The organism is Actinocorallia herbida, from assembly GCF_003751225.1.
GTDB classification, from domain to species: domain Bacteria; phylum Actinomycetota; class Actinomycetes; order Streptosporangiales; family Streptosporangiaceae; genus Actinocorallia; species Actinocorallia herbida.
Genome location: NZ_RJKE01000001.1, coordinates 3,472,888 through 3,499,722 on the forward strand (window position 1 = coordinate 3,472,888; position 26,835 = coordinate 3,499,722).

Here is a 26,835-nt window from a genome sequence, read left to right on the forward strand (position 1 = left end):
TCGGCCGGCTCCGGCTGTGCTGATTTCCGGCACCGTGAACCTGTTGACCCTTGCATGCCATCGTCATACATTCACTCATAATCTGTATGAATGGAGCGTCGGATGCGCGGACGGACTGCTGTGGTGCTCGGTGGGAGTGTGGCGGGACTGTGCGCCGCCGGGGTGCTGGCGCGACACTTCGATCAGGTCGTGGTGCTGGAGCGGGATCGGCTGCCGGAGGACGCGGAGCATCGGCGGGGGGTGCCGCAGAGCAAGCATCCGCACTTTCTGCTCAACTCGGGGCGCAGGGCGATCGGGGAGATCTTTCCGGGCTTCGAGGAGGCGCTGATCGGTGCCGGCGGGATGCATCTGATGCCGTCGATGGACGCGGCGTACTGCGAGAACGACGGCTGGGCGCCGCGCAAGTCCGGATCGATGACGATGGTGTACAGCTCCCGGGTGCTCATCGAACGGGTGCTGCGGGAGAAGGTCAGGGAGCTTCCGACGATCGAGATCCGGGAGGGCGTGACGGTCACGGGGCTCCGGTCGAGCGGGGGCGGGACCGCGGACGGGCGGGTCGAGGGGGTCGAGTTCCAGACCGAGGAGGGGGTGCGGCACCTGGCGGCCGACCTCGTCGTCGACGCGCTGGGCCGGGGCTCGTCGGTGATCGACTGGCTCGCCGCGGCGGGCTGGTCCGCGCCGCCGGAGAAGACCCTCGACGCCAAGGTCACCTACACCTCGCGCTGGTACGACCTGCCGGAGGAGCCCCCGGCGTCGTGGTGGTGGAAGCACCTGGTCGTCACCCCGACCCAGGACACCGGCGAGCACCCCGACGAGCACGAGTTCCTCAGCAACTTCTTCCCGATCGAGGGCGGCCGCGCCATCGTGTGCATGGGCTCGTGGGGCATCGAGATGCCGCGCAAGCCCGACGCGTTCGAGGCCGCGGCCGACCGGGTGCGGGCGGCGACCTTCGGCGCGGCGACCCGCGCCTGCACGCCGACGTCCGAGGTGCACCTGACCCGCTCGACGGGCAACAAGTGGCGCCGCTTCGACCTGCTCGACGCGCCCCCGGTCGGGCTGGTCTGCGTCGGTGACGCGATCTGCGCGTTCAACCCGTTCTACGCCCAGGGGATGAGCTCGGCCGCGCGCTCCGCCCTGATCCTCGGCGAGATGCTCCGGACCCGTGACGCCTTCGACATCGCCTTCTTCCGCGCGTTCCTGGCGGAGCAGAAGAAGTCGCTCGACGTCCCGTGGATGCTCGCGATGGCCCGCGACCAGGCCTACGACTTCGCGACGGGGACCGAGGTCACCGCCCCCTGGCGCCGGAAGCTCGCCGCGCGGTTCAGCTGGCCGATCTTCAACGCCATCAACGCCGCGAGCCGGGAGGACGCCTACGTCGAGCAGACCTTCGCGCACGTCTTCAACCTGGACAAATCTCTTCGAGAGATGGCGACCGATCCCCGGTTCTGGTTCGGGATCGTCCGCTACAAGGTGCGGCAGCGGCTCGGCCGCACGGTCGTCCCCGGCGGCTTCGACGATCAGGGGGACCCGCCCGGCACCGACTTCACCGGATACACCGGCCCCGCCCGCACGGGCACCGACCTCGTCGAAGCCTGAGGAGCACCATGGACCACACCTGTGACGCGGTGGCCGAGCGCGTCGCCGAGGGACTCGGCTTCTCCTGCCACGACGCGAACCCCGTGGTGGACTTCCGGAACCCGCTCGGGCTGGAGAACGGCACCATGCCGGTGCTCGAACTGCTCATCATCGGGGGTGCGGTCTTCGCCCTCGTGCACGCGTGGCGGCGCTGGCGGCGTGACGGCGACCCCGTCAACCTCTCGCTGTGGTTCGCCTCGGTCGTGTACCTGGCGGTGATCGAGCCGCCGCTGTACTTTCCCGGCTGGTTCGGGCTCGAGGAGCACGTCGGGTTCATCTTCTCGCACAACGTGTTCAGCGTGCAGTTCATGTACGACAGGCTGCCGCTCTACATCGTGGCGTTCTATCCCGCTCTGTCGCAGCTCGCCTACGAACTCGTCCGGGCGCTCGGGGTCTTCGCGCGGCGCGGGCCGTTCATCGGCTCGGTGACCGTGGCGTTCGCCTGCCAGGTCTTCTACGAGATCTTCGACCACCTCGGCCCGCAGCTGAAGTGGTGGGCGTGGAACCCCGACAACGCGATGATCAACCAGCCGGCGCTGGACTCCGTGCCGATGAACAGCATGCTCCTGTTCGCGTCGGTCTCCTTCGGCGCGATGACGTACCTCGTCGTCCGGCTCGTCGGCGTGCGGGACGGGCACGGGTCGCTCTCCGGCTGGGGCGTCGGCTGGCGGACGGTCGTGGCCGGTGCCGTGACTCCGCTGGCGATGATGATCGTGAGCGCGCCGACCGGGGCCTTCCGGGGTGAGGACCGGCTCGGGATCCAGCGGACGATCCTGAGCGTCGAGCTCGCCGTCGTCTGGATCGTCGGGCTCTATCTGCTCGTGGACGCCTGGCGTGCCGTGCGCGCGGGCGCCGTGGCGCCCGCGGCGTCCCCGGTGTTCGTTCGGATCTATCCCGCCGCGTATCTCGGTGTCCATGTCGTCCTGTGGCTCGTCGCGCTGCCCGCGTACTTCGCGGCGACCGACGGCGTCACCGAGCAGGGCACACCGGTCGGGAGCCTCTGGTACGCCGCGCTGTGCGCCGTCGCCGCGACCGCGTTCCTGCTCGCCGCGCTCCCGGCGACGAGGAGGCGGCCCGCTCCGGAGCCTGTGCGATCCTAGGATCATGGGGCACCACGGCTGGGGAGGCCGGCCACCCGCGTCGAACGCCGAGGCCAGACAGCGCATCATCGACGCGACGGCCCGGTGCATCGACCGGCACGGCGTCACGAAGACGACGCTGTCCGACGTGGCGAACGAACTCGGCGTCACCCGCCAGACGGTCTACCGCCACTTCGCCAGGATCAGCGACATCGTCGGCGAGGTGGCGGCGCAGGGCGCCGAGTCGTTCGTGGACCAGCTCGTCGCCCATCTCCGGGGCGTCACCGACCCGGCCGAGGCGGTGGTCGAGGGCATGGTCTTCTGCGTCCGCACCATTCCGACCGAGCCGCACCTGAGCCTGCTCCTCCAGCTCGGCGACTCCGGCGCCTTCGGCCGGGGCGCCACCACCGGCGACGCCATCGCCTACGGCGCCCGCATGCTGCACCGCTTCCCCGTCGACTGGGCCGCCGCGGGCCTCACCGAGGACGACCTGGGCGGCCTCGCCGAGATGATCATGCGCCTGTTGACCTCGTTCCTGCAGAACCCGAGCGATCCGGCTCCCGATGAGGCCCGGCTCCGTGCTCTCCTCACCCGCTGGCTCGCCCCCGCCCTCGCCCGCCCCTCGGCGTCGCTCCCCGGCTCCGGCTGAACGCGGCCCCTCCCGGTCCCCGTCCCCGGGGGTTCGGGTCGGCGTGGCGGGGCAGGAAGATCACGAACCGGCCGTGCCATGGCGTCTGACCTGCGCGGACGGGATCACGGAAGCCGTCACGAGCACCAAGCGACGTCGAAGGACATGCCATGTCTTCCTGCACCCAGTCGAGTGCGCACCTGCCCACGTTCGATAAGGCCCCGCTCATCGCCGGTTCCGCGCTCATCGGGATCGGCGCCCTGATCTGCATGGGCGGCGCGGCCCTGGCCGGAGCGCACGTCTTCGCCGCGACCCGCCAGTGGCTGCACGAGACGGACCGGCCGCCGACCGAGATGGCCAAGGCCCAGTGGGCGAAGACCCGGGCCGCCGCGCACGCCGGCGCCACCGCCTGGCGGGAGAACGCCATGACGTGACCGAGCCGGGCCTTCCGGGGCGCGCCGGTCACCGCGCGCCACCGGAGAGCCCGTAGGCCGGACGGGTGGGCCAGGGTCACTCGGCGAGGTAGCCGCCATCGACGGGGAGGGCGACGCCGGTGACGAAGGAGGAGTCGTCACCCGCGAGGAAGAGGGCCGCGGAGGCGATCTCGTCCGGGGTGCCGAAGCGCTTCATCGGGAAGGGCAGCGCGACCTCGGGGGCGGCCGCCCGGTTGTCGGGGTTCGCGCCGGCGAGGCCGGTGAAGACCATGCCGGGGCAGATCGCGTTCACGCGGATGTTGTCCTCGGCGTAGTCGAGGGCGGCGGCCATGGTGAGCGCGACGACGCCGCCCTTGGCGGCCCCGTAGGCGGCCAGGCCCTTGCGGCCGACGATGCCCATGGCCGAGGCGGTGTTGACGATCGAGCCGCCGCCGTTGGCGCGCAGGGCCGGGATCGCGTACTTGATGCCGAGGAAGACACCCTTCAGGTTGACGGCGTAGAGGCTGTCCATGAAGTCGTCGTCGGTCTCGTCGAGCGGCTGGTGCGGGCCGCTGAAGCCCGCGTTGTTGAACACCACGTCGAGCTTGCCGAAGCGGCGCACGGCGGTGTCGATCATGCGCTTGACGTCGTCGGTCCTGGCGACGTCGCACCGTACGGCCACGGCGTTCTCGCCGATCTCCGCGGCGGCCGACTCCTCATGGCCGCTCACGTCGGCGCAGACGACCTTGGCGCCCTCGCGTGCGAAGAGCAGCGCGGACGCCCTGCCCATCCCCGAGCCCGCGCCGGTGATGATGGCGACCTTGCCGTCGAGCTTTCCCATGGTGGTTCCTTCCAGTTTCGAGGCACAGTGTGCCAGATGGCATACTGTGCCATGAGCCGGAATGGGATACAAACGGGGGGACACCGATCCGCTCCGACCTCAGGGAGGCGCCCCATCGACGGGTTGCGCGAACGCAAGCGCGCGGACAGCCGGGCGGCCACCGTCGAGGCCGCGTTCCGGCTCTTCGGCGAGCACGGCTTCGACGAGGTCACGGTGGCCGACATCTGCGCCTCCGCCGACATCGGCCGCCGCACGTTCCACCGGTACTTCGCCTCCAAGGAGGACCTGCTGGGCGTGCCGGTGCAGGAGATGGCCGAGCGGCTGACCGACGCGCTCGGCGCGGTGCCCGACGGGACCTCCGACGCCGCGGCGCTCCGGGCCGCCCTCACCGAGATCGCCCGCTATGTCCTCACGCACCGTGCCCAGCTCGATCTCTACCGGCGGATCACCGCCACCTCGCGCACCCTGCGCCTGTCGGCGTTCGGCCATTTCCCCGAGCAGGAGCAGGAGCTGACCCGTCGCCTCACCGCCCGCAGGGGTGAGACGGGCCCTCCGAGCCTCACGACCCGGCTGCTCGTCGCCCGCGCCGTCGCCGCGTTCCGCGTCTGGCTCGAACGGGTCCTGGAGACCGGCGTCTCCGGCGCCGACGCCCTCGCCCTCTTCGACGAGGCCTTCGACGCCGACCCCTGGCTCCGCAGCCCCTGACCGGGGCCTCGACCGAACCGGGACGCCTGCCCTGGCCGCCTCCCGGACACCGGTCGCGCCACGTCGGTCACCCGGCGGTCGCGATGGCGCAGTAGCGCTGCATCGACAGGATGACGGCCCCGGACTCCGGGACGTCGCCTTCGCGCAAGGCCGCGACCGAGGCTCGGGCGAGCGCTGAGGCGACGGGGTCGTCGGTGGAGGCGTACCGGACGGTGTAGCCGGCGTAGACGAGGCCGAGGCTGCCGGTGACCGTCGTGTGCACCCCTCCCGAGTTGATCTCCGCCTCGACGTCGCGGCAGGCTCGTGCCAGGGAGGTCGCGCCGGGCCGGATGCCCGCGAGCACCTCCTCAAGGCCGACAGGGGGAGTCCGGGAGGGCGGGCCCGCCTGCTCCGCGCCGGTGGCGAGCGCCGCGGCGGCGACCGAGATCGCGGCAAGGGTCCACGCGAGTGCGGCGGGCACGGCCTTCGCCGCCGCACCGACCCGGCCCGACGGACGGGAAGGCGGCCTTCGCCGCGGACGTGCCCTGGCCGTCACCGCCTGGAGCAGCGCGACCACCGCCAGCGCGGCGGGCAGGGCGAAGGCCAGGGTCCACAGGGAGAGCCCGGCGAGCGACTTGAGCGGCGGGTCGGCCGCCCGGAGGCAGGTGTAGGCGCCGGACCAGCCGCAGAAGGACGCGAGGAGATGCACGAACATCAGGGGGCCCGCGACCGCGGCGCCCGCCATCGCGCCGAGGACCGCGGCGGGGAAGCGGTGCCGGGCCAGCCAGTGCCCACGCGCCGAGAACGCGGCGGCCACCGCGACGGCGGCGGTCACGGCCGCGGCGAGGATCGCCACCGGCAGGAGGGGCAGGACGGCCGCGCCGTCCCCGACGGCCCCGGAGCCGACCTGCGGGGCGAGGGCGGTCATCTCCTCCCGGAGATCCCGGTGCAACGGGTTCCCCGCGACCAGGTGGACGCCGATCCCGAGGACCGCCGCGACGCCGATCGTCCAGGCGCGCGGCGCGGCGACGGGGCCGAAGGCCGGGCGGCGGCCGAGCAGCCGGACGACGGCAGGGGGCGCGAGCGGGAGGAGCGCCGCCGCCAGGACCACGAGGACGAAGCGGGTGTCGATGATCAGCAGCAGCCCGTTGACGCCCAGCCCTTCCCACGGGTCGTCGAGCGCGCGCAGCTGCTGGAGGCCGTGGAACCAGAACCCGATCCAGACCCCGAGGACCGCGCCGCCGCTGAGGATCAGGTAGGCGGTGCCCGCGCTCCACCGGACGAGTCCCGCGCCGATCCACGCCTCGGTCAGGAGGACCTGCCACGAGCAGAACGCCCAGAGCAGTAGGAACAGGACCACGGCCCAGCACAGGCCCACGACGGGGTGATGGCGGAGCACATCGGACCAGGCCGTGAGCGGTGTGTCCGTGAGCGGGAACGACTGGCCGGCCAGGACGCCGCAGGCGAGGGCCGCCGCCATCGTGTGCGACCGGGGCTCGGCCATGCCTTGGAAGCGCGCGCCCCACATCGCGCGGGCCAGGGAGACGCCCGCGATGCCGGAGAGGAGCACCGCGAACGGCAGCCCGGCCAGCCAAGCGGTCAGCGCCGTGTCGCGGGGACCGATGACGCCCGTGGCCTGCGCGAACGGCAGATAGGAGAAGCCGACGAGCATCCCCGCCGCGAACCCGTCGAAGGCGGCGGGGCGCAGCAGGAGCCCCGGGGACTCGCGCCGCTTCGCGCGCTCGCGCCACGGCGGATGGAAGTCGAAGAGGACCTGGATCGGGGTCTTCGGCCGCGCCTTCTCCATGTCCCGGAGCACCTGGACGAAGTCCGGGTCCTGGACGGCGGCGTCGGCGTGGTACTCACGGGCGCGCAGGACCGCGGCGTATTCGAGCCACAGCAGAGCCGCGGAGAGCGCGACCGCGAGGAGGATCGCCGGGCTCTGCGGCCGCGTCGTCCAGGCGAGGAGCGCGGGCAGGGCCGCGGTGCCGAGCACGGACCGGCGCAACGCGATCGTGAGCTGGGTGACCCCGACGTCGCGGTTGCGCAGGTGGGCGAGCTCGTGCCGCAGCACCCCTCGCAGGCGCTTCAGATCGCGTTCCGGCGATCCCGGCTCGCCCTCCAGCAGAGCGTCGGAGAGCTCCACCCGGTAGGAGCCGGGCAGGCCGTAGGTCCGCCCTTCCGCACCGGTCTGGTTCAGGCGGAACAGGACGGTCGCCTCGACGTCGCCGTGCTCGGCGAGAACGTCCCTGACGTGTTCGACGGCCTGCCCGTCGGTGGCGGCGACCGCGTCCAGCGAGGTCAGCGGCCACCGCGCCCGGGAATGCCGGAGGTACAGCGCCGCGGCCACTCCGAAGGTCACCACGACCAGCCCGAGCCGCACGAGGACGTTCAGGACTCCCGCCCGGTACAGGCAGACCCGGAAGTCCGCGGCGAACTCGCCGGGTGGGACCCCCTCGTGGCGGACCCCGTCGACGCAGCCGCCGGAGAGATCGCCCCACGGCAGGTCGAAGGCCGCCGAGAGCGCCGTCAGGGTGAGCCCGTGCAGGAAGTAGGCCGTCACGGTGGCGGTCACCGCGAGCAGCGCGAACCGCGACGTCGTGTTCGGACCCGGGCCCGGCGTCACGGAGGCGTCAATTCGGCGCGGACGGCCTCGGCGATCGCGTCGGCCTGCTCCTCGGTGGTGCCGTGGTGCAGCGCGAGCGTGCGGCAGAGCTCGGAAAGGCCCTGCACGTCCACTCGGCCGAGGTCGTCTTCGGGGTCCGCCGGGACCGCGCGCCGCAGCAGCCACCATCGGCGGATCCTGGCGAAGACCGAGGTGAGGCCCCGGTTGATCCCGTCCTTCACCTGGTCCTGGGCGACCCCGACGAGGATCGCCAGGATGATCGGGGTGAGGACCTCGACGACCTCGGGCGTGCCGAATCCGGTGGGGGTGCGCCGCCGGCGCGGAACGAGCCGCACCTTCTCGCGGGAGAAGAACTCGTCGGCCCGCAGGTCGAAGAGATGGCTCTCCCGCGGCGCCGCCCGCGCGACGACGCGTCCCGCGACCTGGCGCAAGCGCATGTCCCTGTCCGCGGCCTCGGCCATGATCGCCCTCCAGGAGTGATCGGGTTCTTTCCCGGTCCCATCGCCGGAATCCGCGCCCCTGTTTCACGGCGAATTTCCGGCACGGGCTCGGAATCTGCGAATCGGACTGACCGGAGAGTCTTCTCCATACAGCTCGGGTGATTTCCCTCAGATGGGGGTGCGCGGAGGGTCGGGGTGGTGCGGATAATCGGGTCCGCGACTGCCCAGGGGGTTCGGGATGAGGGGAAGAACATTCTGCGCGCTCCTTCTGTGTCTCGCCTTGGCGATCGGCGGATGCGGCGGAGTGGAGAACACCGCGTCGACCGGTGCGGCACCCGACGTCTCGGAGACGTCCGTGCCGCTCTCCTCCGCCCTTCCGACGAGTGAGCCGAGCGAGCCGGCGGAGGAGACCGAGGACACCGGAATCGGAGGCGCCGACGGCGAGGACGTCGACCCGGTCGAGGAGGACACCGCACCGGTGGACGTCCCGGCCGACGACGAGGACGTCCCCGCCGAGACCCCTTCTGAGGATTTCGAGACCGATGTGGAAGGGGCGATCGACGCCGCCACGGCGTACTGGGACTACTATTTCCCGACCATCGGATTCACCTTCGAGGAACCTCCGATCTCGCCTTACGGGCCGGGCGACCCGGCGTACTGCGACGGCACGGAAATGGCGCTCAACAACGCCTTTCACTGCCCGTCGGAAGAGGCGATCTTCTACGACGAGAACTGGATGTCAGAGCAGTACGACGCGATCGGCGACGCGTTCGTCTACATGGTGATCGCGCATGAGGTCGGCCACAACGTGCAGTACCAGCTCGACCTTCCCTATCCCTCGAGCATCGCCTACGAACTGCAGGCGGACTGCCTGGCCGGCGCCGTTCTCGGCAACCCCGACTTCGTGCTCATCGAAGAGGGCGATCTGGAGGAGCTCATGGAAGGGCTCGCCGCGGTGGCCGACGCGCCGGGGACGCCCTGGTACGCCTCCGACGCCCACGGCACGGCCGACCAGCGGAGCACCGCCTTCTTCAGCGGAGTCGAGGACGCCTCGACCTGTCTGTCCTGACGACCTGACGACCTGGCGGGCCGCCTTCCCGCCCCGTGACGGGGCGGGAAGGCGGCCGGCGGTCTAGCGCGCGATGTCCGCGAGGTTCCAGCGGTCGAGGTCGCGGAGCCAGGCCTTGGCGGTGGAGTCGGACGGGGCGCGCCAGTCGCCGCGCGGGGACAGCGAACCGCCCGCGGAGACCTTCGGCCCGTTGGGCATGGCCGAGCGCTTGAACTGGGCGAAGGCGAAGAAGCGGCGGCAGAAGACCTCGAGCCAGTGGTGGATCTCGGTGAGGTCGTAGGAGACGCGCTTGGCTTCGGGGAAGCCGGGGGGCCAGGCGCCGGTGTCGGCGTCGTGCCAGGCGTGCCAGGCCAGGAAGGCGATCTTCGAGGGCCGGAAGCCGAAGCGCAGCACGTGGAACAGCGTGAAGTCGTGCAGCGCGTACGGGCCGATCTTCGACTCCGTCGACTGGAGTTCCTCGCCCGGCACCAGCTCGGGGCTGATCTCGGTGTCGAGGATCGCGGTGAGGGTCTGCGCGGTGTCGTCGCCGAACTGGCCGCTGCTGACGACCCAGCGGATCAGGTGCTGGATCAGCGTTTTCGGCACCCCGGAGTTGACGTTGTAGTGGCTCATCTGGTCGCCGACGCCGTAGGTGCACCAGCCGAGCGCCAGCTCCGAGAGGTCACCCGTGCCGAGCACGATGCCGCCGCGCTGGTTGGCGAGCCGGAACAGGTAGTCCGTGCGCAGCCCGGCCTGCACGTTCTCGAAGGTGATGTCGTACACCGGCTCGCCCTCGGCGAACGGGTGGCCCATCTCCTGGAGCATGAGGCGCGCGGTCGGCGTGATGTCGAGCTCGGCGGCGGTGATGCCGAGCGAGCGCATCAGTTTGTGCGCGTTGTCCTTGGTGTGCTCGCCGGTCGCGAAGCCGGGCAGGGTGAAGCCGAGGATGTCGGTGCGCGGCCGGCCGGCGCGGTCCATCGCCCGCGCGGCGACGATCAGGGCGTGCGTGGAGTCGAGCCCGCCGGAGACCCCGATGACGATCTTCGGGTTCCCGATCGCGGCGAGCCGCTGCTGGAGCGCCGCGACCTGGATGTTGTAGGCCTCATAGCAGTCCTGGGCGAGCCGGGCGGGGTCCGCGGGCACGAACGGGAACCGCTCGACCCGGCGCATCAGCCCCAGGTCGTCGGTCGGGGGGTCGAGCCGGAACCCGACGCGGCGGAACCCGTCGGTGCGCGCGGCGTGGGCGCGGCGGTTGTCGTCGAAGGTGCCCGTCCGCATGCGCTCCTGGCGGAGCAGGTCGAGGTCGACGTCGGCGAGGGCGTACCTGTCCTCGAGCGGGAACCTGTCGGTCTCCGCGAGCAGGGCGCCGTTCTCGTAGATCATGGTCTGGCCGTCCCAGGCCAGGTCGGTGGTCGACTCGCCGAGCCCGGCCGCCGCGTAGACGTAGGCGGCGACGCAGCGGGAGGACGCCGAGCGGCACAGCAGCCGCCGGTCCTCGGCCCTGCCGACGGTGATGGGGCTGCCGGAGAGGTTGGCGAGGATCGTCGCGCCCGCCAGGGCCGCCTCGGCGCTGGGCGGGACCGGCACCCACATGTCCTCGCAGATCTCCGCGTGCAGGACGAGGCCGGGGACGTCCTCGGCCGCGAAGAGGAGGTCGGTGCCGAACGGCACGTCCACGCCGCCGACCCGGATGGTGCCGCCCCGCTCGTCGACGCCCGAGGCGAGCTGCCGCTGCTCGTAGAACTCCCGGTAGTTCGGGAGGAAGGTCTTGGGGGAGACGCCGAGGATCCGCCCGCGGTGCACGATCACCGCGCAGTTGTAGATCCGGTGGCGGTGCCGGAGCGGGGCGCCGACGACGAGGACCGTCATCAGGTCCGCGGATCCGGCGACCACGGTCGCCAACGCCGCCTCGACCTCGTCGAGCACCACGTCCTGGAGCAGGAGGTCCTCGATCGAGTAGCCGGTCAGACAGAGTTCGGGGAAGACGGCGACCGCGACCCCGTCCTGCGCGCAGCGGCGGCCCTGCCGCAGCACGGCCTCGGCGTTGGCGGGCGGATCGGCGATGGCGGCATGGCCGGTGCAGGCGGCGACCCGGGCGAATCCGTGCTGATAGATGGACCAGAAGTTCACGGGACCACCGTATCCAGCCCGGACTCCCCGCCTCCGCCCGGCCGGACGGGCGGCCCTGCCGCAGCCCGCGGGTGAAGGGTTTTTTAGGATCTTTCCAGAAAGTGTCACGAACCGGGGGCCCGGCCTTGTCTCAGTCAGGCACCGGCCCGGACGGCGGACGACCCACCCGTCGCCGAGCCGGGCGGCAACGCAGGGAACAGACGAGACGAGGGCGATGAAGATGGCGGACGTGGGACCGAACGGCGGACCGGATGACCTCGAGTACGCCGCGGAGGTCTTCGGGGAGGTGCGGCCGCGGCTGTTCGGGATCGCCTACCGGATGCTGGGCAGTGCCGCCGAGGCCGAGGACCTGGTCCAGGACGTGTGGGTGCGCTGGCAGACCTGCGACCGCGCCGTGGTGGAGAACCCCGAGGCCTTCCTGACGACCGTGGCGACCCGGCTGTCGATCAATGTCGTCCAGTCGGCGCGGGTGCGCCGCGAGACCTATGTGGGCCCGTGGCTGCCGGAGCCCGTCGACACCAGCGCGGATCCGCATCTGGGCGCAGAGCGGGGCGAGGCGCTGGAGTTCGCGGTCCTGATCCTGCTGGAGCGGCTTTCGCCCAAGGAACGGGCGGCCTACGTGCTGCGGGAGGCCTTCGACTACCCGTACGGGCAGATCGCCCAGATCATCCAGCTCACCGAGCCGGCGGTGCGCCAGCTCGTCAGCCGGGCGCGCAAGCACGTGGTCGACGGCCGCCGCACCGAGGCGTCCTCGGCCGAGCAGCGCAGGCTGCTCACCGCGTTCGTCGCCGCCGCCCGGGCGGGGGACCTGGAGGCGCTGGAGAAGATCCTCGCCGCCGACGTGATCAGTTACTCCGACGGCGGAGGCATCGTCCGCGCCTCGCGGATCCCCGTGGTGGGCGCGCTGCGCGTGGCCAGGTACCACCGGGCGTTCGCGAGCCGCTTCTGGGACGGGGTCGAGGTCGAGTTCGCCGAGGTCAACGGCAGGACGTCCGCGCTGCTGTCGTCCGGCGGACACATGTTCGCGGTCCTCACCGTCACCGCCTCCGACCGGGGCATCGACCAGGTGCTGTGGATGATGAACCCGTCCAAGATCACCGCCGCGCAGCCCGCGTCCTGACCCCGCCCGGCCCGGCCTCCCCGACCTGTGAGGCCGGGCCGGGGAGGGGTGACCCACGCGTACTGGACCCCAAACCAGGACATATCGGCCAGATCTGGACGGGGTCGTTTCGGAGAGTTCCATGGCGATCACGGGAAGTCTTCGTCTATGGCACATCAGATCATGATCTCGTTCGAGAGCGGAGAGAGGCAGTCGCTGTTCCTTGCGGACTGGGCCGACGGCCCGCTGCTCGACTTCGCCACCGACCTGGAGAAGAGCGACCACGTCTACGGCGTCACGATCCTGCCGGGACCGACCCCGCCCGTCATGCCCGTGGCCCCCTACCAGGGCGACCTCGCGGCGCTGGACCACGGCGTCCCCGTCCGCGAGGCGGTCGGCCGGATCCTCGCGGGGGTGGTCGGCGTCCTGCTGTCCCTCCTCGGCCTTCTCTTCATGTTCGGTCCCGACGTCGCCGACCCCGAATTCCGCCTGCACGGCCTGGCACTGCTCGTCCCCGGCCTGCTCCTCCTGTCCACCGCGATCCCCTTCCGCCGGCGCTGACCCGGCCGTGTCCTGCCGTCCGCGCTCCCGTCGAGCGGGCCGGCAGGACACGGCCGGATCGGCCTCCCAGGTCAGGTGAGGCGGCCGTCATGCGAGAGGCTCAGGGGGCGGGAAGGACGAGGACGTCGACGGAGCGCAGGTCGCGGTGGGCGGAGTGGAGGTCGATGAGGTCGGCGTGGGCGTCGCGGCCCAGGGATCGATAGGCGGCGGTCAGCAGAGCCCGGGACTCGGCTCGATAGGCGTCGTGGTCGAGCCAGTGGAGTTCGGAGCCGACGGCGAGGGCCAGAGCGGGGGCGCCGGAGGCCAGTTCGCGTTCGGCGCGGGCGATCCACTCCGCGGCCTCGGGGGCGCCGGTCTGGAAGCCCTTCAGGCGGGCGGCCGATTCGGCGAGGAGCGGGTCCCCGCTGTCCGGGGGGAGGGCGGGGAAGACGGAGACCGCACTGAACGAGCGGAGTGCGGACGCCCGGCGAGGTGCGCCATCGGCTTGCAGGGCGTCCCGCTCGGCGGGGGCGAACCAGTCGAGGGCGGCGAGGAGCGGACGGACCAGGGGCGCGTCCTCGCTGTCGGCGCCGTAGTCCAGCGAGGCCCGGTGGACGAGGTCGCGCAGCTCGGCCAGGAGGGTCGGGCGGCCGTCGGACCAGGTCTCAGCCGAGTCGCGGGCGTGGTTGTGCACGACGAACGAGGGGAGTTCGGCCGGGTCGTCGTACCAGAGGCCGTAGTGCAGGCCGTCGGAGTGCCCGGCGAGCACCGTCACGAACTCGGCGGGATCCTGCCGGAACCTGCCGTGGAGGCGCTCGTCCAGCCCGTCGCGGCCGACCAGCCGGGGGCCGCGGTCGCCGAAGTAGTCGGTGACGCCTATCAGGCTCAGGCCCAGCGCGTCGAGCGCCGCCCGCTCGGCGTCGTCGGCACTTCGCCAGAAGGCCCAGAACACGCCGAGATGGCGGGGGACCCGCAGCCCGTACACCCGCCCGACCCTCTCGGCGACGGCCGGGAAGCGCTCCCAGGCCGTCGCGAGCGCCGCCTGCCTTCGCCTGTCATCGCTCATCGCGGCAGGCTACTCGCCGGACTCCGGGTATGCGGTGCCTCGGCGGAGGCCGCCGGCGCCTCGCGGCACCGGCGGCCCCGGCAGGGGTTCACCAGGGGAGGGGACCGTCCTGGCCGGTGAAGGAGGCGGTCGGGCCGTCCGGTCCCAGGGTGGCGAGACGGACGATGATCGCGGCGCCCTGCGCCGGGGTGAGGAAGCCGGTGTGGTCGTTGATCTCGGTGTCGACGAAGCCGGGGTCGGCCGCGTTGACCAGGACGCCGTCCTTGCGCAGTTCGTTGGCGTACTGGATGGTCAGGGCGTTCACCGCGGTCTTGGAGGGGGAATAGGCCGCGGAGGCGGGAAGGGCGGAGAGCGGGCCGTCCGGGATGGCGTTGACGGCCAAGGAGCCCGCCGTGCTGCTGACGTTCACGACGCGCGGGGAGGGGGAGCGACGCAGCAGCGGGAGCAGCGCGTTGGTCACCGCGATGACGGCGAACACGTTGACCTCGAACACCGCACGGACCATGTCCAGGTCGACGGTGCTCGGCACCTGGTCGAGGGCGTGCTGCGGCATGACGCGGCCGGATCCGGTGACGCCCGCGTTGTTCACCAGCACGTCGAGGCGGCCGAAGCGCTCCTCGACCTGCCGTGCGGCCTCCGCGACGGACGCCGGGTCGGTGACGTCCAGGGCGATCGCGTGCGCGTCGCCGCCCGCGGCCCGGATCGCCGCGGCGGCCTCCTCGCCGCGCCGCACGTCCCTCGCCCCGAGCAGGACGGTCATGCCGAGCGCGGCGAGCCCCTCGGCCGCGGCCCGTCCGATGCCCCGGTTCGCCCCGGTGACAAGGGCCACCGTCCCGTCGATGATGTTCTGGTTCATGCCTGATCTCCGATGCTGAGGAATCCGTCCCCCCGATGACGAGACGGGCGGTCCCTCCTGTGACACGAGGATCCGTCGGGTGGCGATGTCACATCCGGCCCGGCCGTCTCGTCTCAGGTGGGACCGGCGGAACTGGAAGGCGAGGGGGCCCTGTGGACGACCAAGGCGGACGGGCGGGGATCGGCGTGACCCGGGACGAGGAGTTCGAGGAGCTCAGGCCGCTGCTGTTCTCGATCGCCTACCGGATCCTGAGCAGCGTCAGCGAGGCCGAGGACGCCGTCCAGGAGACCTGGCTGCGCTACGCGGATTCGGCGACCCGGCCCGTGTCGCCCAGGGCGTTCCTGTCGGCGGTGGTCACCCGGATCTCGATCGACGTGCTGCGCTCGGCCCGCGTCCGGCGCGAGGAGTACCCCGGGACCTGGCTGCCGGAGCCGCTGCTCACCGACCCCTATGCCGATCCGGCGCGTTCGGCCGAACTCGCCGACTCGGTGTCGACGGCGGCCCTCCTGCTGCTGGAGCGGCTCAGCCCGTTGGAGCGCGCGGTCTTCGTGCTGCGCGAGGTGTTCGGGTTCGGCTTCCCGGAGATCGCGTCGGCGGTGGGCAGGTCGGAGGCGGCGTGCCGTCAGCTCGGGGTGCGGGCCCGCCGCCACATGGACGCGGGCCGTGCCCGTTTCGCGGCGGACCTCCGGGAACGCGAGGAACTCGCCGCCCGGTTCTTCGACGCGCTGCACGAGGGCGACGTCGCCGGGCTGCGGGAACTGCTGGCCGCCGACGTCCAGATGGTCGGTGACAGCGGCGGCAAGGCCCCGCAGTGGGGCGCGGGCGTCTTCGGCGCCGAGAACGTGTCCCGCGTCCTGGCCGGGCTCATCGCGCCGTTCGTCGGGATCGGCGGCTCGGTGCGGCCGCAGCGGGTCAACGGCCAGCCGGGCGCGGTCCTCCGCGACCGTGACGGCAGGGTCGTCAACACCTGGACCCTCGACATCCTCGACGGCCGCGTCCAGGCCATCCGCGCCGTCCTCAACCCCGACAAACTCGGCCATCTCGGCCCCGTGGCCGATGCCTGGGCCGTTCTCCGCGAGACGAACCAGGCGCGCCGCCCTACCTGACCCGAGCTCCCGGATGATCTCCGCGAGTTCCGTGGTGGCGGCTGTGGGCGGGCATTTATCCCGGGCTGGGGACGGGCCGTAAAAGGCCCGGCGTTCTCTCTTGCCGAAAAGGCTCGTACAGGACGAGGGCGAGCGGGTACCTTTTGCCGGGAAGGTGGACGCATTCCGGGAGCCGCTGGTGTCGCGACGTGTGCCTTGGCAGATCATCGGCGGGGTTCTCGCCATTCTCGCGCTGGTGGCCGCCGCGGCCCTTTACGGGGTCTTCCGGAGCGCCGATCAGGTCCGGCTCGCCCTCGCGTCCGACACGGGTGTGGTGGTCATCGAACTGCCCGGTGAGAATTCCGGAGACTGCGACGGCGGTGCGTGCCGGTCGGTCCTTTCCCTGGACCGGAGCGACACCGCGAAGAAGGTGCGCGCGGACGTGCGCGATCCACTGCCCGAGGGCGTCACCCTCGTCTACTGGGGGTGCGGGGAAGGTCCGGGGTCGCCCACCTGCACGATCACGCCGGACCGGGACTCCTCGGTCTGCGTCACCACGACCGCGCCCGCGGACCTCGGCCGGGCGCCCTGCGGGCCGGTGCCGCGGCGACCCCCGGAAGCGGCGCCCACCGGGAAACTGAAGATCGCGCTCCGCACCCGCTGGAATGCCCGGGTCTCGGGCGGCACCCTCGACGACCAATCGGTCGTGTGCGCCAATGCCGGGGCGGAGGAGAAGTTCTGCGAGATTCCGATCACCGAGGGCCGGATCTACTATCTGCGCGCCGCGGTGGACGATCCCAAGGACGACCCTTATGGGAATCGCGGGCTGCCCTTCATGTCGATGAGTTTCCAGGGCTGTGACAGCGGGGCCGGGCATAATGTTGGGATTGTCTGTGTGGTCTACGGGGAGGCGACGGAGAAGTCCATCTGCGCGGTCACCAGCGACACCTTCGAGACCGGCCTCCTCGACAAGTGCGGCGAGACCGTCAAGGAGCCCGCATGAGGACCTGTGCCGTCCTCGCCGCGCTCCTGCTGACGGCGGCCTGCGGCACCTCGGACGGCGGCGACGTCCGCCTCGTCGTCTCGGCGAACCCCGGCGCCGCGGCCGGCGCCGCCGAGGTCCCGCTCACCGTCATCCTCTCGACGGCGTGGAGCGGCGGCATCGGGTCCGACATTCCGGGGCAGAAGTTCTGCCGAGACCTCCGCGAACGCGGCGGGAAGCCCGTCGAAGGCCAGGTCTCATGCCGCTTCACCGCCCCTCGCGGCACGGTCGTCAACCTGACGGCCACCGTACGGGACCGGCATCCGAGCCTTGTCGTCGACGGCTCCAACGAGCGGCTGACCCTGTGCGAGAACGGCTCCTTCTCGGCGGCGACCCGCACCGCGACGTGCACGATCACCCTCACCACCGGAACCGTGCTGTGCCTGGAGGACGGCATGGGCGAGCCCATCGCGTCGGGCTGGGTGCGCGGCGGCCACGCCCGGCTGCCCGCCACGGCCCCGCCGGGCTTCGTGTTCGGCCCCTACACCGCGCCCAGCCTCGAAGGCCTCCTCGGCTGACCCCATGACGCACTCCGACGCGCAGGACCCCGCGCCCGAGGAGCCCGGCGAACCCGACGCGAGAGGCAGGCTCGGCCGCCGGACGGCGGAGGCCGGCGCCGGGATCCGCCGCAGGGCCGCACCCGGGCTCGTGTTCGGGATGGCGGCGGGCGCCTTCGCCACGGTGCTCGCCCCCGCGGGGCTCGTCGTCACCGGGTTCCCCGACGCGCTCGTCACCGTGCTCGCCTCGGTCGGCGCGAACGTGCTCACCGAGGTCCTGATGAACGCCGTTCGGAAGCTCCGCCCGGACGCCACCAGGGAGGAGGCGGAGGCGGAGATCCAGCGGTCGCTCGACCAGGCGGTCGGCGACGAGACCCGGGCCGCGCTGCTGCTGCGCGAGCTCGCGGACGTTCCGCAGCAGATGCACCTCGTGCGCACGCACCTCGAGGAGGTCGTCTCCGAGCGGTTCAGCGAGAACTCCGCCTCTCTGCCGGTCGCCTTCCAGGACCTCAAGGACACCCTCGAGGAGATCCACGCCCTCGTGCTCGCCGACCGGGCGCCCGCACGGCACGGGGAGTCCGCCGCTCCCGCAAGGTGGACCGCCGAGCCGCCCTACCGCGGCCTGGCGATGTTCCACGAGGGCCACGCCCCGCTGTTCTTCGGGCGCGCCGCGCAGACCGCGGCGCTCGTCCGCAAACTGCGCGGCAGGCTCGGCGGTCCCGGCATCCTCGCCGTCACCGGCGCGTCCGGCGTGGGCAAGTCGTCGTTCCTGCGCGCCGGGCTGCTGCACGCGCTGGCCGACCCGGGCGCGGTTCCCGGGAGGGAGCGCGAGGACGCCGCGGAGGTCGGCGCCGCGGAGATGGCCGCCTGGCCGAGCGTCGTCATGACGCCGGGGGAGTCGCCCCTCCGGGCACTCGCCCAGGCGCTGGCGGGCGCCGCCGCGGGCAACGCCGTCGGCTTCGCCGAGGAGCTGGCCGCCGATCCCGCGCACGCGAGGCAGCTCGCGGGCCAGGCGCTCGTCCAGACCCGGGTCACCCGGTCCACGGCGGACTCGGTCGGTCCGCTCCGCCTCCTCCTGGTCATCGACCAGTTCGAGGAGCTGTTCCTCCACCCGGAGATCTCCGAGGACGATCGGCGCGCCTTCGTGGCCGCGCTGGAGGCCTGCGTGACGGCGCGGCCCGGCGCGGATCCGCCCGTGGTCGCGGTCATCGGCCTGCGCAGCGACCAGAAGGGGCGCTGCGACGACTACCCCCTGCTCCGGGAGATGCTCCAGGAGGCCGAGTTCATCCTCCCGTCGTTGAGCCGGTCCGGCCTCCGCGTCGCGATCCGGGGCCCGGCGCAGGCCGCCGGGCTCCGGATCGGCGGCGGGCTCGTCGCGCACATCCTCGACGAGCTGGGCCCCGCCGGGGAGAGCGGCGGATCGACGGTGCTGCCGCTGCTGTCCCAGGCGATGCTGCGGACCTGGCACCACCGGCGCGACGGCGAGATCGACCTCAGGGCCTACGACCTCGCGGGCGGCGTGGGGGAGGCGGTCGAGCGGAGCGCGGAAGAGGCCTACGCCGAGCTGGACGAGGCCCATCGAGAGGCCGCCGAGCGCGTCTTCCGCAAGATCACCCGGATCACCGCCGCGGGCGCGGCCCCGCGCTGGGCGCCGCACAGCGTCCTGACCGACGTCGACCGCGCCGTGCTGCGGCCCTTCGCCGCCCGCCGCCTGGTCCTGCTGACCGGGTTCGGGGCGGGCCCCGCCCACCAGGTGCTCCTCGCGGCCTGGCCGAAGCTGGCGGGCTGGCTGGCCGCCGACGCCGCGGACTGGCGGCGGCACGCGGAACTCGCCGCCGACGCCCGGCGGTACGCGCCCGAGCGCCCCGACGCCTCCTTCCTCTACACCGGCACCCTCCTGCGGGAGGCGCTCGACGCCGTCGAGCGCTGGGACGGAGATCCGGGCCGCTATCCGGAGGCGGGAGCGCACGAACGCGTGTTCCTCCGCGACTCCGTCCGGGCCAGGGAGGCGGCGGCCGCGGCCGAGGCCGCGCGGCGGGAACGGGAGCGGCGCCGCCGCAGGATCCGCGGTGGTGTCTTCGGCGCGATGGCCGCGCTGCTGCTCGCGGCGGTCCTGGCCATCGTGCGGATCGGCGGCGACTCCGGCGAGGTGCGCGCCGCCGGGCTCTCCCGGCAGCTCGCCGCGCGGAGCGCCGAGACCGCGGATCCCGTGCTGTCGGCGCTGCTGGCCGCCGCCGCGTGGCGCACCGCGCCGACGGCCGAGGCGCGCTACGCCCTGCGCGAGATCCTGGCCGGGCCGCACCGCCGGACGCTCGAACGGCATCTGGGCGCGGTCACCTCGGTCGCGTACAGCCCCGATGGCCGCCATCTGGCGAGCGCGGGCACCGACAGCGCCGTCCAGCTCTGGGACGCCGGCACCTACGCGAAGGCGGGGCCCGCGCTCCTCGGGCACGAGGACGCCGTGACCGCGCTGGCCTTCGCCGACGGCGGCGCGACGCTCGCGACGGCGGGCGCCCGCGGACTCGTCCAGCTCTGGGACGTCGCCTCGCGCCGGCGCACCGCGACCCTGGCGACCGGCGCCGCGCCCGTCGTGTTCAGCCCCGACGGGCGCCTGCTCCTCGCCGGGGACCGGATCTGGGACGTCGCCGCCCGGCGGCCGTCCGGCGAACGGCTCGGGGTCCCGGTGCGGACCGGCGCGTTCAGCCCGGACGGCCGGACGCTGGCGACCGTCGAAGGCGAGGACCGGGTCCGCCTCTGGGACACCACGGCCCGCCGTGAGATCCGGGCCCCGCTCGACGGCGCGCACGTCGCGTTCTCGCCCGACGGATCGCTCTTCCTCGCGGCCTCGGCGAAGGGACGGGTGCGCCTCTGGCGGACGTCCACCTGGCGCGCCCTGCCGGACCGGACGGGCTGCGCGACGGGCTCGTCGGTCCTGGCCGCGGCCTTCGCGCCGAAGGGGACGGTGTTCGCCCTGGCCTGTGCGGACGGCTCACTCGCGGTCCGGGACGCGTCCGGGCGGCCGGTCGTGGCGCCGATCCCCGTGGGCGCCCGCGGTCTCGCGTTCAGCCGGGACGGCGGTTCGATCGCGACCGCGGGCGACGACGGCAAGGTGCGGGTCTGGAGCGCCTCCGCGCCGCTGCACTCGGTGCTCCAGGAGCGCAGCGCGCCGCTCGGCTCCGACGGCGTCCACCTGGTGACCGGCGCCCCGGGGAACGGGGACTGGCGGCTCCGCTCCTGGCACCTGCCGTCCGGGCGCACCACCGCGCTCGACGGCCAGCAGGGGTGGACGCGCGCGATCGCCTTCACCGCCGACGGGGCGAGGCTCGCGACCGCCTCCGACGACACGATCCGGCTGTGGGATCCCGGGTCGGGCAAGGTCCTGCTGACGATCGACGGCGCGGAGAGCGTCCACGACCTGCGGTTCAGCCCCGACGGCCGCACCCTTCTCGCCGCGGAGGCGGTTCAGGGCTACCGGGTGCGTCGCTGGGAGGTCGAGACCGGCCGCCTGCTGAGCGCCCTGGTGCCCAAAGTGGATCCGGCGGAGTCCATCGGGTCGATGGGGTACCTGCGGCTCAGCCCCGACGGATCCCGCCTCGCCGCGATCGAGGGAGACGATCTCCTGCGCGTGTGGAACCTCGCGCGAGGACGGCCGGTCGGGCGGCCGTCCTCGGCGGGCGATGGCAGGATCGAGGCGCTCGCGTTCAGCCCCGACGGCCGCCGGATCGCCACCGGGGGGTCCGACCGCGCCGTACGGCTGTGGGACGCGGACGGCAGGGCGCTCGGGCGGCCGCTGACCGGGCACACCGACGACATCCGCACCGTCGCCTTCTCCGCCGACGGGCACACCGTGGCGTCCGGCGGCCGCGATGGAACCGTGCGGCTGTGGGACACCGGCGTGTACCGCCCGGTCGGCGAGCCGCTGACGGGCGCCGAGAACTTCGTCTCCGACCTCGTCTTCCCGAAGGGCACGGGACTCGTCGCGGCGGCCACCGACTACGGGACGCTGCGGGTGTGGCGGACCGGGGAACCCGCCGACCTCGTCGCCGCCGTGTGCGCGACGGCGGGCCGCGCGCTGACCCGGGCGGAATGGACGCGTCACGGCGGAGGCGAGGACTTCCAGCCGGGCTGCCCGGCGGGGGCGGTCTTTCCCGCGCTGCCGGAACCACCGGCGCCCTCGCCGCTCTCCACCGCGGCCCCGGGGGAGCCGAAGGCGGTGCCCGCGACCGCCGCGCAGTTCGCCCCGCGCTACCTGCTCGCGCTGGACGGGCCCGCGACGAAGGCGGCGTTCCGCCCCGAAGCGCCCGACGCCACGTATCCGCTCCAGCGCGACCTCGACCAGAAGGCCGGGATCTACCAGGCGGACCGGCCCGTCACGCTCGCGCCGTCCTGCCCCGGGGCCGACTGCGCCCTCGCCCTGTCGGGCTTCGCCCTGGACCCGGCCGCGCTGACCTTCACCCCGGACGGACCCGGCGTCTTCCGCGCCCGCGCCGGAAACCGCTCCTGGACCCTCCGCGCGACCGGCGTCACCACCTCGGTCACCACCTTCACCGTCACCTACGAGATCACCGACCCGTCCGGCGCGTACTCCGGCTCCATGGTCTTCCACGCCGTCCCCGCCGCCTGACCGCGGGCGCCTTCCGGTGCCCGCGGGCCGGCGGCCGGGGTCAGGCGTCGGCGGGTTCCGGGTCAGCGGGCGGGGGGAGGAGCAGGCCGAGGGCCAGGGCGGCGAGGGGGATCGCGCAGAGGATGGTGAAGACGCCCTGGGGACCCCGGGCTTCGGCGGCCGCGCCGAGGGCGGGCGCGATGAGGCCGCCGACGCTGACGGCGAGGCCGAGGGTCACGCCTGCGGCGGTGCCGGGGCGGCTCGGCAGGTAGTCCTGGCCGAGCTTGACCAGGACCGCGAAGGGGATGTTGAGCGCGATGCCGGCGAGCAGCGCGAACACCAGCGGCAGGTAGGGGCCGGGGGCGACGCGCAGGGCGATGAGGGCCGGGACGACCAGCGCGCCGCCGAGCTGCACGGTCCGCACCATGCCCATCCGGTCGGCGATCCGGCCGCCGAGCAGGGTGCCCGCGACCCCGCCGACCAGGAAGACGGCGAGGGCGGCGCCCGCGACGCCGCGGCCCGCGCCCAGGTGCCTGATCCAGTACAGCTCGATGAAGGTGAGGACCCCGAAGAACACCACGGACCTGACGATCTCGACCGCGGTGAGGACCAGGAACGGGGGCCATCGGTCGGTGCCCGTCCGGAGGGCGGACCGGGCCGCGGCGACGTCGGGCCGCCGCCGGATCAGCAGGAACGCGATGAGCACCGCGGGCGGGATGAACACGACGGTCGCCCCGACGCCCATCGAGATGAGCAGGGGCGTGGCCAGGACCGGCGCCAGGAAGAACCCGACGCTGCCGCCCGCCGCGAAGATGCTCATCGCGGTCGCGCTGTCCCCGGCCGCCTCGCGCGCGGCCTTGCCCGCCGCCGGGTGGAACATGGCGACGCCGAGCCCGGAGACCAGGATGAGCGTCCACACCGCCGCGTAGGACTGGACGAGCCCGGAGAGCCCGAGCCCGAGTCCGGCCGCCGCGACGCCGGCGCCCGCCATCCAGCGCAGCCGGAACCTGTCCACGGCGAGGCCGATGAACGGCTGCGGGATCGAGCTGCCCAGGGCCGCCGCCAGGGTGAGCCCCGAGGCGGCGACGTAGCTGTAGTGCCGGTCGAGCACGAAGTACGGCACGCAGGCCGGGACCAGCCCCTGGTACAGGTCGTCGACGGCGTGGGCGGCCGCCCAGAGCCGCATTCTCCGCCACGGGGACGCGCCTTGCGCGGCCCGGGCGTCCACCGAAATCTGTGTCACTGCCGACCTCCTTGGATTCGCTCAGCCGAGCCTTCCGGAGGACCCCGTCAGCGGGATAGCGATATTCTGCCGACCTATGTCGATGATCAGCCATCAGGGCGACGTGCTGCCGAAACGGGTGCCGCTGGCGCACCGCGACCGGGTCGACTGGCACGACCACGCCGACCACCAGCTCATCTCGCCCCGGCACGGGGTGCTGCGGATCTCCACCCCGTCGGGCGTGTGGGTGGTGCCGTCGCACCGGGCGGTATGGGTTCCCGCGGGCGTCGCGCACGCGCACGAGGCGCACGGCCGCACCGAGATGCAGTGCCTGGTCTTCGACCCCTCGATCAACCCGCTGCGGCTGGACCGGCCCACCGTGCTGGCCGTCACGCCCCTGCTCCGGGAGGTCCTGGCCGCCCTCACCGGCGACGAGGACTTCACCGGCGAGCAGCGGCACAACCTCGAACGGGTGCTGCTCGACCAGCTCCGGAGGGTCGAGGCGGTGCGCGTCTGGCTGCCCTCGCCGTCCGATCCGCGGCTGCGCGGGATCGCCGCGATCCTCACCGCCGACCCCGCCGACGACCGGACCCTCGCCCGGTTCGGATCCGTCGTCGGCGCGTCCGAACGCACCCTCAGTCGCCTGTTCCGCGCCGAGACGGGGATGAGCTTCCCCCAATGGCGCGCCCAGCTCCGCCTGCACCACTCCTTCACCCTGCTCGCCTCGGGCGCCCCGGTCACGTCCGTCGCCGCGGCCTGCGGCTACAGCGGCCCGAGCGCCTTCATCCAGGCCTTCAAGCACGCCTTCGGCATGACCCCCGGCGACTACGCCCGCACCTGACCTCCGCCGTACGATCCTCGACATGACCGTCGCCTTCACCGCAAGCCTGGACACCGCGGACGCCGAGACGGTCGCGGAGATCCTCAGCACCTGGCTCGACCTGGACCTGCGCGTCCGAACCCGCCTGTTCGGCTGGGAGATCCACCACGACGACGCGGCGATCGAGCTCTACGCCCACGAGGCCCTGGGCTCGTCCACCCCCCTCACCCTCCTCTCCGGCACCGCCCGCCTCGACTTCGACCGCGCCCACCCCCTCTTCGAGTCCCTCCACACCCGCTGCACCGCCGGCGGCATCCCCCACGACCTCGAATACGAGGAGGAGGACGCCGCTTCCGACGACCGCGTCCGCATCCTGACCCACCGCTGAGCCCGGGTCCGGCGCGCGCCCTCGGCCGCACCGGTCGTGCGATCAAGTGGGGGCGTCATGCGATCAACCGCGCGGGGGCGCGGCCGGAGAGGATGCACGCATGACGACACGGCCCTCTTCGGCTCCCTCCGCACCCGTCGCCTCTTCCGCCGCGGAACGCACGGCCTGGCCGCCGATCGTCGCGCTCGCGGCGGGGATCGGGGCGCTGGTGGCGAGCGAGTTCCTGCCTGCGAGCGTGCTGCCCGCGATGGCCGCCGATCTCGGGGTCAGCGAGGGGACGGCGGGGCTCGCGGTGGCGGCGACGGCGATCGCGGGGGCGGTCACCGCGCCGAGCATCGCGGTGCTGCTGCCGCGGACGGACCGGCGGACGGTGCTGGTCGGGCTGCTCGTGGCGGCGGTCGTCGCGAACCTGGCGGTGGCGGTCGCGCCCGGGTTCGGGGTGCTGCTGCTGGGGCGGCTCGTGCTCGGGATCGCGATCGCCGGGTACTGGTCGTTCGCGTTCGGCGCGGGCACCCATGCCGTGCCGGGGCGCGACCATTTCGTCTCTACGTCGATCGCCCTGGGCGTCACGCTCGCGACGATCGCGGGGGTCCCCCTCGCGTCGCTGGCCGGTGACGCGGTCGGATGGCGTGCGGTGTTCGCAGGGGCGACCGTCGTCAGCGCGCTGAGCGCGATCGCCCTCGCGGTGACGCTGCCGTCGGTGCCCGCGCACCCGTCCGCAGGGTTCGCCATGCTGCGGCGGGCCGTCGCCAACCGGCGGCTGATGACGGGAGCGCTCGGCGTGGTCCTCGTCGCGTTCGGCAACTTCGCCGCCTACCCCTACATCAGGATCGTCATCGAGAAGGTCGATCCCGGCAGCACCACCTGGCTGCTGCTGGCCTGGGGCGTCGGCGGCATGGCCGGCAACCTCGCGGCGGGCAGGTTCGCCGGACGGCTGCGCGTGGTCGTCGCGGCGGCCCCGCTGCTGCTCGGCGCGAGCCTCCTGCTCACCCTGACGGCGACCGCGGTGCCGTTCCTGGCGGTGGCGGTCGTGCTGTGGGGCGTCGCGTTCAACGCGGTCCCGGTCGCCACCCAGCTGTGGGTGACCAGGGTCGAGCCGGAGCGCACCGAGTCCGCGATCGCGCTCCAGGTGACCGCCTTCCAGGTGGCGATCACGCTGGGCTCGGCGTCAGGAGGCGTGCTCCTCGACGCGCACGGCGTCACGGCCGCGCTCGTGCTCGGCGCCGTCGCCGCCGTCGCGTCGGGCCTGCTCTTCGCGCTGCTCCGCGTCCCGCGCGGGTGAGGAGTCCCGCCACGCCTGCGGCGCCAGCCCGTGGTGCGCGGAGAACGCCCGGCTGAACGCCGCGGCCGACCCGTACCCGACCGCGAACGCCACCTGTTCCACCTGACGGGAGGCGTCGCCGAGCAACCGGCGCGCCTCCCGCATCCGCACCTCCCGCAGCACCTCGACGGGGCTCCGCCCCACCGCCCGCCGGAACCGCTCCCCGAGCGCGGACCGCGACAGGTGCGCCACCTGCGCCATCCGCTCGACGCTCCAGTCCGCACCGGGCCGCGCGGCGACCGCGGCCACCACGGCCGCGACCACCGCGTCGGCCTCCCCGCCGCTCCCGGGCTCCGAGTCCTCCAGCCAGGAGGTGGTCATCGCCGCCCCGATGAGGTTCCCGTAGCTCGCCGCGAACAGCGACGCCCTCTGCTCGTCGACCTGGCAGATCCCGACGAGCGCCGCCACCCCGTTGTGCCGCTCGCCGAAGTCCCGCACCACCAGCGGGCTGGGCATCCGCCGCGCCGCGACGACCAGCCGCAGATCCGACACGACGAGATCCGACTCCTCGATCCCGATGATCCGGTGCGCGGTCCGCGGATCGACGAGCACCGCGTCGCCGACCTCGAGCCGCTCGGTTCCCCGCGCCGTCTCCACCACGACCGCCCCGCCCAGCACCAGCGACCACCGCGCCCCGGGATCCCCGAGCACCCCGCCGCCGCCCACCCGCACCCGGCACAGCCGCGACATCTCCCACTCCGCCATCGGCCCCGCCTCGACCCGTGTGATCCCCGCGACCTCTGCCACACGCGGTGCAGCATCCCGCGATCCA

Annotated in this window: 23 protein-coding genes; 15 read left to right on the forward strand and 8 right to left on the reverse strand. The window is 73.2% G+C overall.

From position 1 onward, the window contains the following. Window positions 1–102: 102 nt before the first annotated feature. The 4 genes from EDD29_RS16185 to EDD29_RS16200 all read left to right on the forward strand — a co-directional run bounded on the left by EDD29_RS16185 (window position 103) and on the right by EDD29_RS16200 (window position 3,776). Window positions 103–1,596: an FAD-dependent oxidoreductase gene (locus tag EDD29_RS16185; protein WP_123665204.1), complete on the forward strand. Its 1,494-nt coding sequence runs from the start codon at window positions 103–105 to the stop codon at window positions 1,594–1,596. 8 nt (window positions 1,597–1,604) lie between these two features. Further along, a complete protein-coding gene (locus EDD29_RS16190; protein WP_123665205.1) occupies window positions 1,605–2,735 on the forward strand; it encodes a hypothetical protein in 1,131 nt (376 codons plus the stop codon). Window positions 2,736–2,739: 4 nt separating this feature from the next. Further along, window positions 2,740–3,363, forward strand: a complete 624-nt coding sequence (locus EDD29_RS16195) for a TetR/AcrR family transcriptional regulator (RefSeq protein ID WP_123665206.1) — start codon at window positions 2,740–2,742, stop codon at window positions 3,361–3,363. A gap of 149 nt (window positions 3,364–3,512) precedes the next feature. Continuing rightward, a complete protein-coding gene (locus tag EDD29_RS16200; RefSeq protein ID WP_123665207.1) occupies window positions 3,513–3,776 on the forward strand; it encodes a hypothetical protein in 264 nt (87 codons plus the stop codon). A gap of 76 nt (window positions 3,777–3,852) precedes the next feature. On the opposite strand, the gene EDD29_RS16205 is transcribed toward EDD29_RS16200, so the two are convergent. Continuing rightward, a complete protein-coding gene (locus tag EDD29_RS16205) occupies window positions 3,853–4,596 on the reverse strand; it encodes an SDR family NAD(P)-dependent oxidoreductase (protein ID WP_123665208.1) in 744 nt (247 codons plus the stop codon). A gap of 123 nt (window positions 4,597–4,719) precedes the next feature. Between EDD29_RS16205 and EDD29_RS16210 the strand changes: the two genes are divergently transcribed. Beyond that, on the forward strand, window positions 4,720–5,301 hold the full coding sequence (locus EDD29_RS16210; RefSeq protein WP_211359747.1) for a TetR family transcriptional regulator: 582 nt from the start codon (window positions 4,720–4,722) through the stop codon (window positions 5,299–5,301). 67 nt (window positions 5,302–5,368) lie between these two features. Here the strand turns inward: EDD29_RS16210 and EDD29_RS47705 are convergent, their stop codons facing one another. Both EDD29_RS47705 and EDD29_RS45470 read right to left on the reverse strand, forming a co-directional pair. Next, window positions 5,369–7,906 carry a M48 family metalloprotease gene (locus EDD29_RS47705; protein ID WP_170201429.1) on the reverse strand — a complete coding sequence of 846 codons (2,538 nt, stop codon included), beginning with the start codon at window positions 7,904–7,906 and terminating at the stop codon, window positions 5,369–5,371. Continuing rightward, window positions 7,903–8,367, reverse strand: a complete 465-nt coding sequence (locus EDD29_RS45470) for a hypothetical protein (protein ID WP_170201430.1) — start codon at window positions 8,365–8,367, stop codon at window positions 7,903–7,905. The genes EDD29_RS47705 and EDD29_RS45470 overlap by 4 nt, the downstream gene beginning before the upstream one ends. Before the next feature lie 283 nt (window positions 8,368–8,650). Here EDD29_RS45470 and EDD29_RS16220 point away from each other — a divergent pair, with 283 nt between their 5' ends. Beyond that, entirely contained in the window at window positions 8,651–9,415 is a 765-nt protein-coding gene (locus EDD29_RS16220; protein ID WP_170201431.1) for a neutral zinc metallopeptidase, read from the forward strand. A 63-nt stretch (window positions 9,416–9,478) separates the two neighbouring features. Here EDD29_RS16220 and EDD29_RS16225 read toward each other — a convergent pair whose 3' ends face one another. After that, entirely contained in the window at window positions 9,479–11,524 is a 2,046-nt protein-coding gene (locus EDD29_RS16225; protein ID WP_123665212.1) for an NAD(+) synthase, read from the reverse strand. 220 nt (window positions 11,525–11,744) lie between these two features. Between EDD29_RS16225 and EDD29_RS16230 the strand changes: the two genes are divergently transcribed. Next, entirely contained in the window at window positions 11,745–12,644 is a 900-nt protein-coding gene (locus EDD29_RS16230; protein WP_123670515.1) for an RNA polymerase sigma-70 factor, read from the forward strand. A gap of 147 nt (window positions 12,645–12,791) precedes the next feature. Next, a complete protein-coding gene (locus tag EDD29_RS16235) occupies window positions 12,792–13,184 on the forward strand; it encodes a hypothetical protein (RefSeq protein WP_123665213.1) in 393 nt (130 codons plus the stop codon). Between the two features lie 100 nt (window positions 13,185–13,284). On the opposite strand, the gene EDD29_RS16240 is transcribed toward EDD29_RS16235, so the two are convergent. Both EDD29_RS16240 and EDD29_RS16245 read right to left on the reverse strand, forming a co-directional pair. Next, window positions 13,285–14,229, reverse strand: a complete 945-nt coding sequence (locus tag EDD29_RS16240) for an ADP-ribosylation family protein (protein ID WP_123665214.1) — start codon at window positions 14,227–14,229, stop codon at window positions 13,285–13,287. 88 nt (window positions 14,230–14,317) lie between these two features. Further along, a complete protein-coding gene (locus EDD29_RS16245) occupies window positions 14,318–15,085 on the reverse strand; it encodes an SDR family NAD(P)-dependent oxidoreductase (protein WP_123665215.1) in 768 nt (255 codons plus the stop codon). A 185-nt stretch (window positions 15,086–15,270) separates the two neighbouring features. Here EDD29_RS16245 and EDD29_RS16250 point away from each other — a divergent pair, with 185 nt between their 5' ends. The 4 genes from EDD29_RS16250 (at window position 15,271) to EDD29_RS16265 (ending at window position 22,333) form a co-directional block, all read left to right on the forward strand. Then, window positions 15,271–16,191 (forward strand): RNA polymerase sigma-70 factor, encoded by a 921-nt coding sequence (locus EDD29_RS16250; RefSeq protein ID WP_123670516.1) that lies wholly within the window; start codon window positions 15,271–15,273, stop codon window positions 16,189–16,191. A 178-nt stretch (window positions 16,192–16,369) separates the two neighbouring features. Beyond that, window positions 16,370–17,173 carry a hypothetical protein gene (locus EDD29_RS16255; RefSeq protein ID WP_148085980.1) on the forward strand — a complete coding sequence of 268 codons (804 nt, stop codon included), beginning with the start codon at window positions 16,370–16,372 and terminating at the stop codon, window positions 17,171–17,173. Next, window positions 17,170–17,730, forward strand: coding sequence for a hypothetical protein (locus EDD29_RS16260; protein WP_123665217.1), 561 nt, complete (start codon window positions 17,170–17,172; stop codon window positions 17,728–17,730). Before EDD29_RS16255 ends, EDD29_RS16260 begins: the two co-directional genes overlap by 4 nt. Window positions 17,731–17,734: 4 nt before the next feature. Further along, the gene (locus EDD29_RS16265) at window positions 17,735–22,333 is read left to right on the forward strand and encodes a WD40 repeat domain-containing protein (protein ID WP_123665218.1); all 4,599 of its coding nucleotides are present in this window, start codon (window positions 17,735–17,737) and stop codon (window positions 22,331–22,333) included. Window positions 22,334–22,373: 40 nt separating this feature from the next. On the opposite strand, the gene EDD29_RS16270 is transcribed toward EDD29_RS16265, so the two are convergent. Next, window positions 22,374–23,555 carry an MFS transporter gene (locus EDD29_RS16270; RefSeq protein ID WP_246052804.1) on the reverse strand — a complete coding sequence of 394 codons (1,182 nt, stop codon included), beginning with the start codon at window positions 23,553–23,555 and terminating at the stop codon, window positions 22,374–22,376. A gap of 76 nt (window positions 23,556–23,631) precedes the next feature. Between EDD29_RS16270 and EDD29_RS16275 the strand changes: the two genes are divergently transcribed. From EDD29_RS16275 to EDD29_RS16285, 3 genes are all read left to right on the forward strand, one after another. Then, window positions 23,632–24,375: an AraC family transcriptional regulator gene (locus EDD29_RS16275; RefSeq protein ID WP_123665220.1), complete on the forward strand. Its 744-nt coding sequence runs from the start codon at window positions 23,632–23,634 to the stop codon at window positions 24,373–24,375. 22 nt (window positions 24,376–24,397) lie between these two features. Beyond that, a complete protein-coding gene (locus EDD29_RS16280) occupies window positions 24,398–24,742 on the forward strand; it encodes a hypothetical protein (RefSeq protein WP_123665221.1) in 345 nt (114 codons plus the stop codon). Window positions 24,743–24,842: 100 nt separating this feature from the next. Then, window positions 24,843–26,024: an MFS transporter gene (locus EDD29_RS16285; protein ID WP_123665222.1), complete on the forward strand. Its 1,182-nt coding sequence runs from the start codon at window positions 24,843–24,845 to the stop codon at window positions 26,022–26,024. On the opposite strand, the gene EDD29_RS16290 is transcribed toward EDD29_RS16285, so the two are convergent. Continuing rightward, window positions 25,911–26,768 carry a helix-turn-helix transcriptional regulator gene (locus tag EDD29_RS16290; protein ID WP_148085981.1) on the reverse strand — a complete coding sequence of 286 codons (858 nt, stop codon included), beginning with the start codon at window positions 26,766–26,768 and terminating at the stop codon, window positions 25,911–25,913. The two genes, EDD29_RS16285 and EDD29_RS16290, sit on opposite strands and share 114 nt — an antisense overlap. Window positions 26,769–26,835: the final 67 nt, after the last annotated feature.

Excerpts from the sequence above, each read along its gene's own strand:
- EDD29_RS16240 (WP_123665214.1), bottom strand. The coding sequence starts at position 14,229 with ATGAGCGATGACAGGCGAAGGCAGGCGGCGCTCGCGACGGCCTGGGAG.
- EDD29_RS16265 (WP_123665218.1), top strand. The coding sequence starts at position 17,735 with ATGACGCACTCCGACGCGCAGGACCCCGCGCCCGAGGAGCCCGGCGAA.
- EDD29_RS45470 (WP_170201430.1), bottom strand. The coding sequence starts at position 8,367 with ATGGCCGAGGCCGCGGACAGGGACATGCGCTTGCGCCAGGTCGCGGGA.
- EDD29_RS16235 (WP_123665213.1), top strand. The coding sequence starts at position 12,792 with ATGGCACATCAGATCATGATCTCGTTCGAGAGCGGAGAGAGGCAGTCG.
- EDD29_RS16190 (WP_123665205.1), top strand. The coding sequence starts at position 1,605 with ATGGACCACACCTGTGACGCGGTGGCCGAGCGCGTCGCCGAGGGACTC.
- EDD29_RS16245 (WP_123665215.1), bottom strand. The coding sequence starts at position 15,085 with ATGAACCAGAACATCATCGACGGGACGGTGGCCCTTGTCACCGGGGCG.
- EDD29_RS16260 (WP_123665217.1), top strand. The coding sequence starts at position 17,170 with ATGAGGACCTGTGCCGTCCTCGCCGCGCTCCTGCTGACGGCGGCCTGC.
- EDD29_RS16290 (WP_148085981.1), bottom strand. The coding sequence starts at position 26,768 with ATGGCGGAGTGGGAGATGTCGCGGCTGTGCCGGGTGCGGGTGGGCGGC.
- EDD29_RS16275 (WP_123665220.1), top strand. The coding sequence starts at position 23,632 with ATGTCGATGATCAGCCATCAGGGCGACGTGCTGCCGAAACGGGTGCCG.
- EDD29_RS16185 (WP_123665204.1), top strand. The coding sequence starts at position 103 with ATGCGCGGACGGACTGCTGTGGTGCTCGGTGGGAGTGTGGCGGGACTG.
- EDD29_RS16200 (WP_123665207.1), top strand. The coding sequence starts at position 3,513 with ATGTCTTCCTGCACCCAGTCGAGTGCGCACCTGCCCACGTTCGATAAG.
- EDD29_RS16280 (WP_123665221.1), top strand. The coding sequence starts at position 24,398 with ATGACCGTCGCCTTCACCGCAAGCCTGGACACCGCGGACGCCGAGACG.
- EDD29_RS16230 (WP_123670515.1), top strand. The coding sequence starts at position 11,745 with ATGGCGGACGTGGGACCGAACGGCGGACCGGATGACCTCGAGTACGCC.
- EDD29_RS16195 (WP_123665206.1), top strand. The coding sequence starts at position 2,740 with ATGGGGCACCACGGCTGGGGAGGCCGGCCACCCGCGTCGAACGCCGAG.
- EDD29_RS16285 (WP_123665222.1), top strand. The coding sequence starts at position 24,843 with ATGACGACACGGCCCTCTTCGGCTCCCTCCGCACCCGTCGCCTCTTCC.
- EDD29_RS16205 (WP_123665208.1), bottom strand. The coding sequence starts at position 4,596 with ATGGGAAAGCTCGACGGCAAGGTCGCCATCATCACCGGCGCGGGCTCG.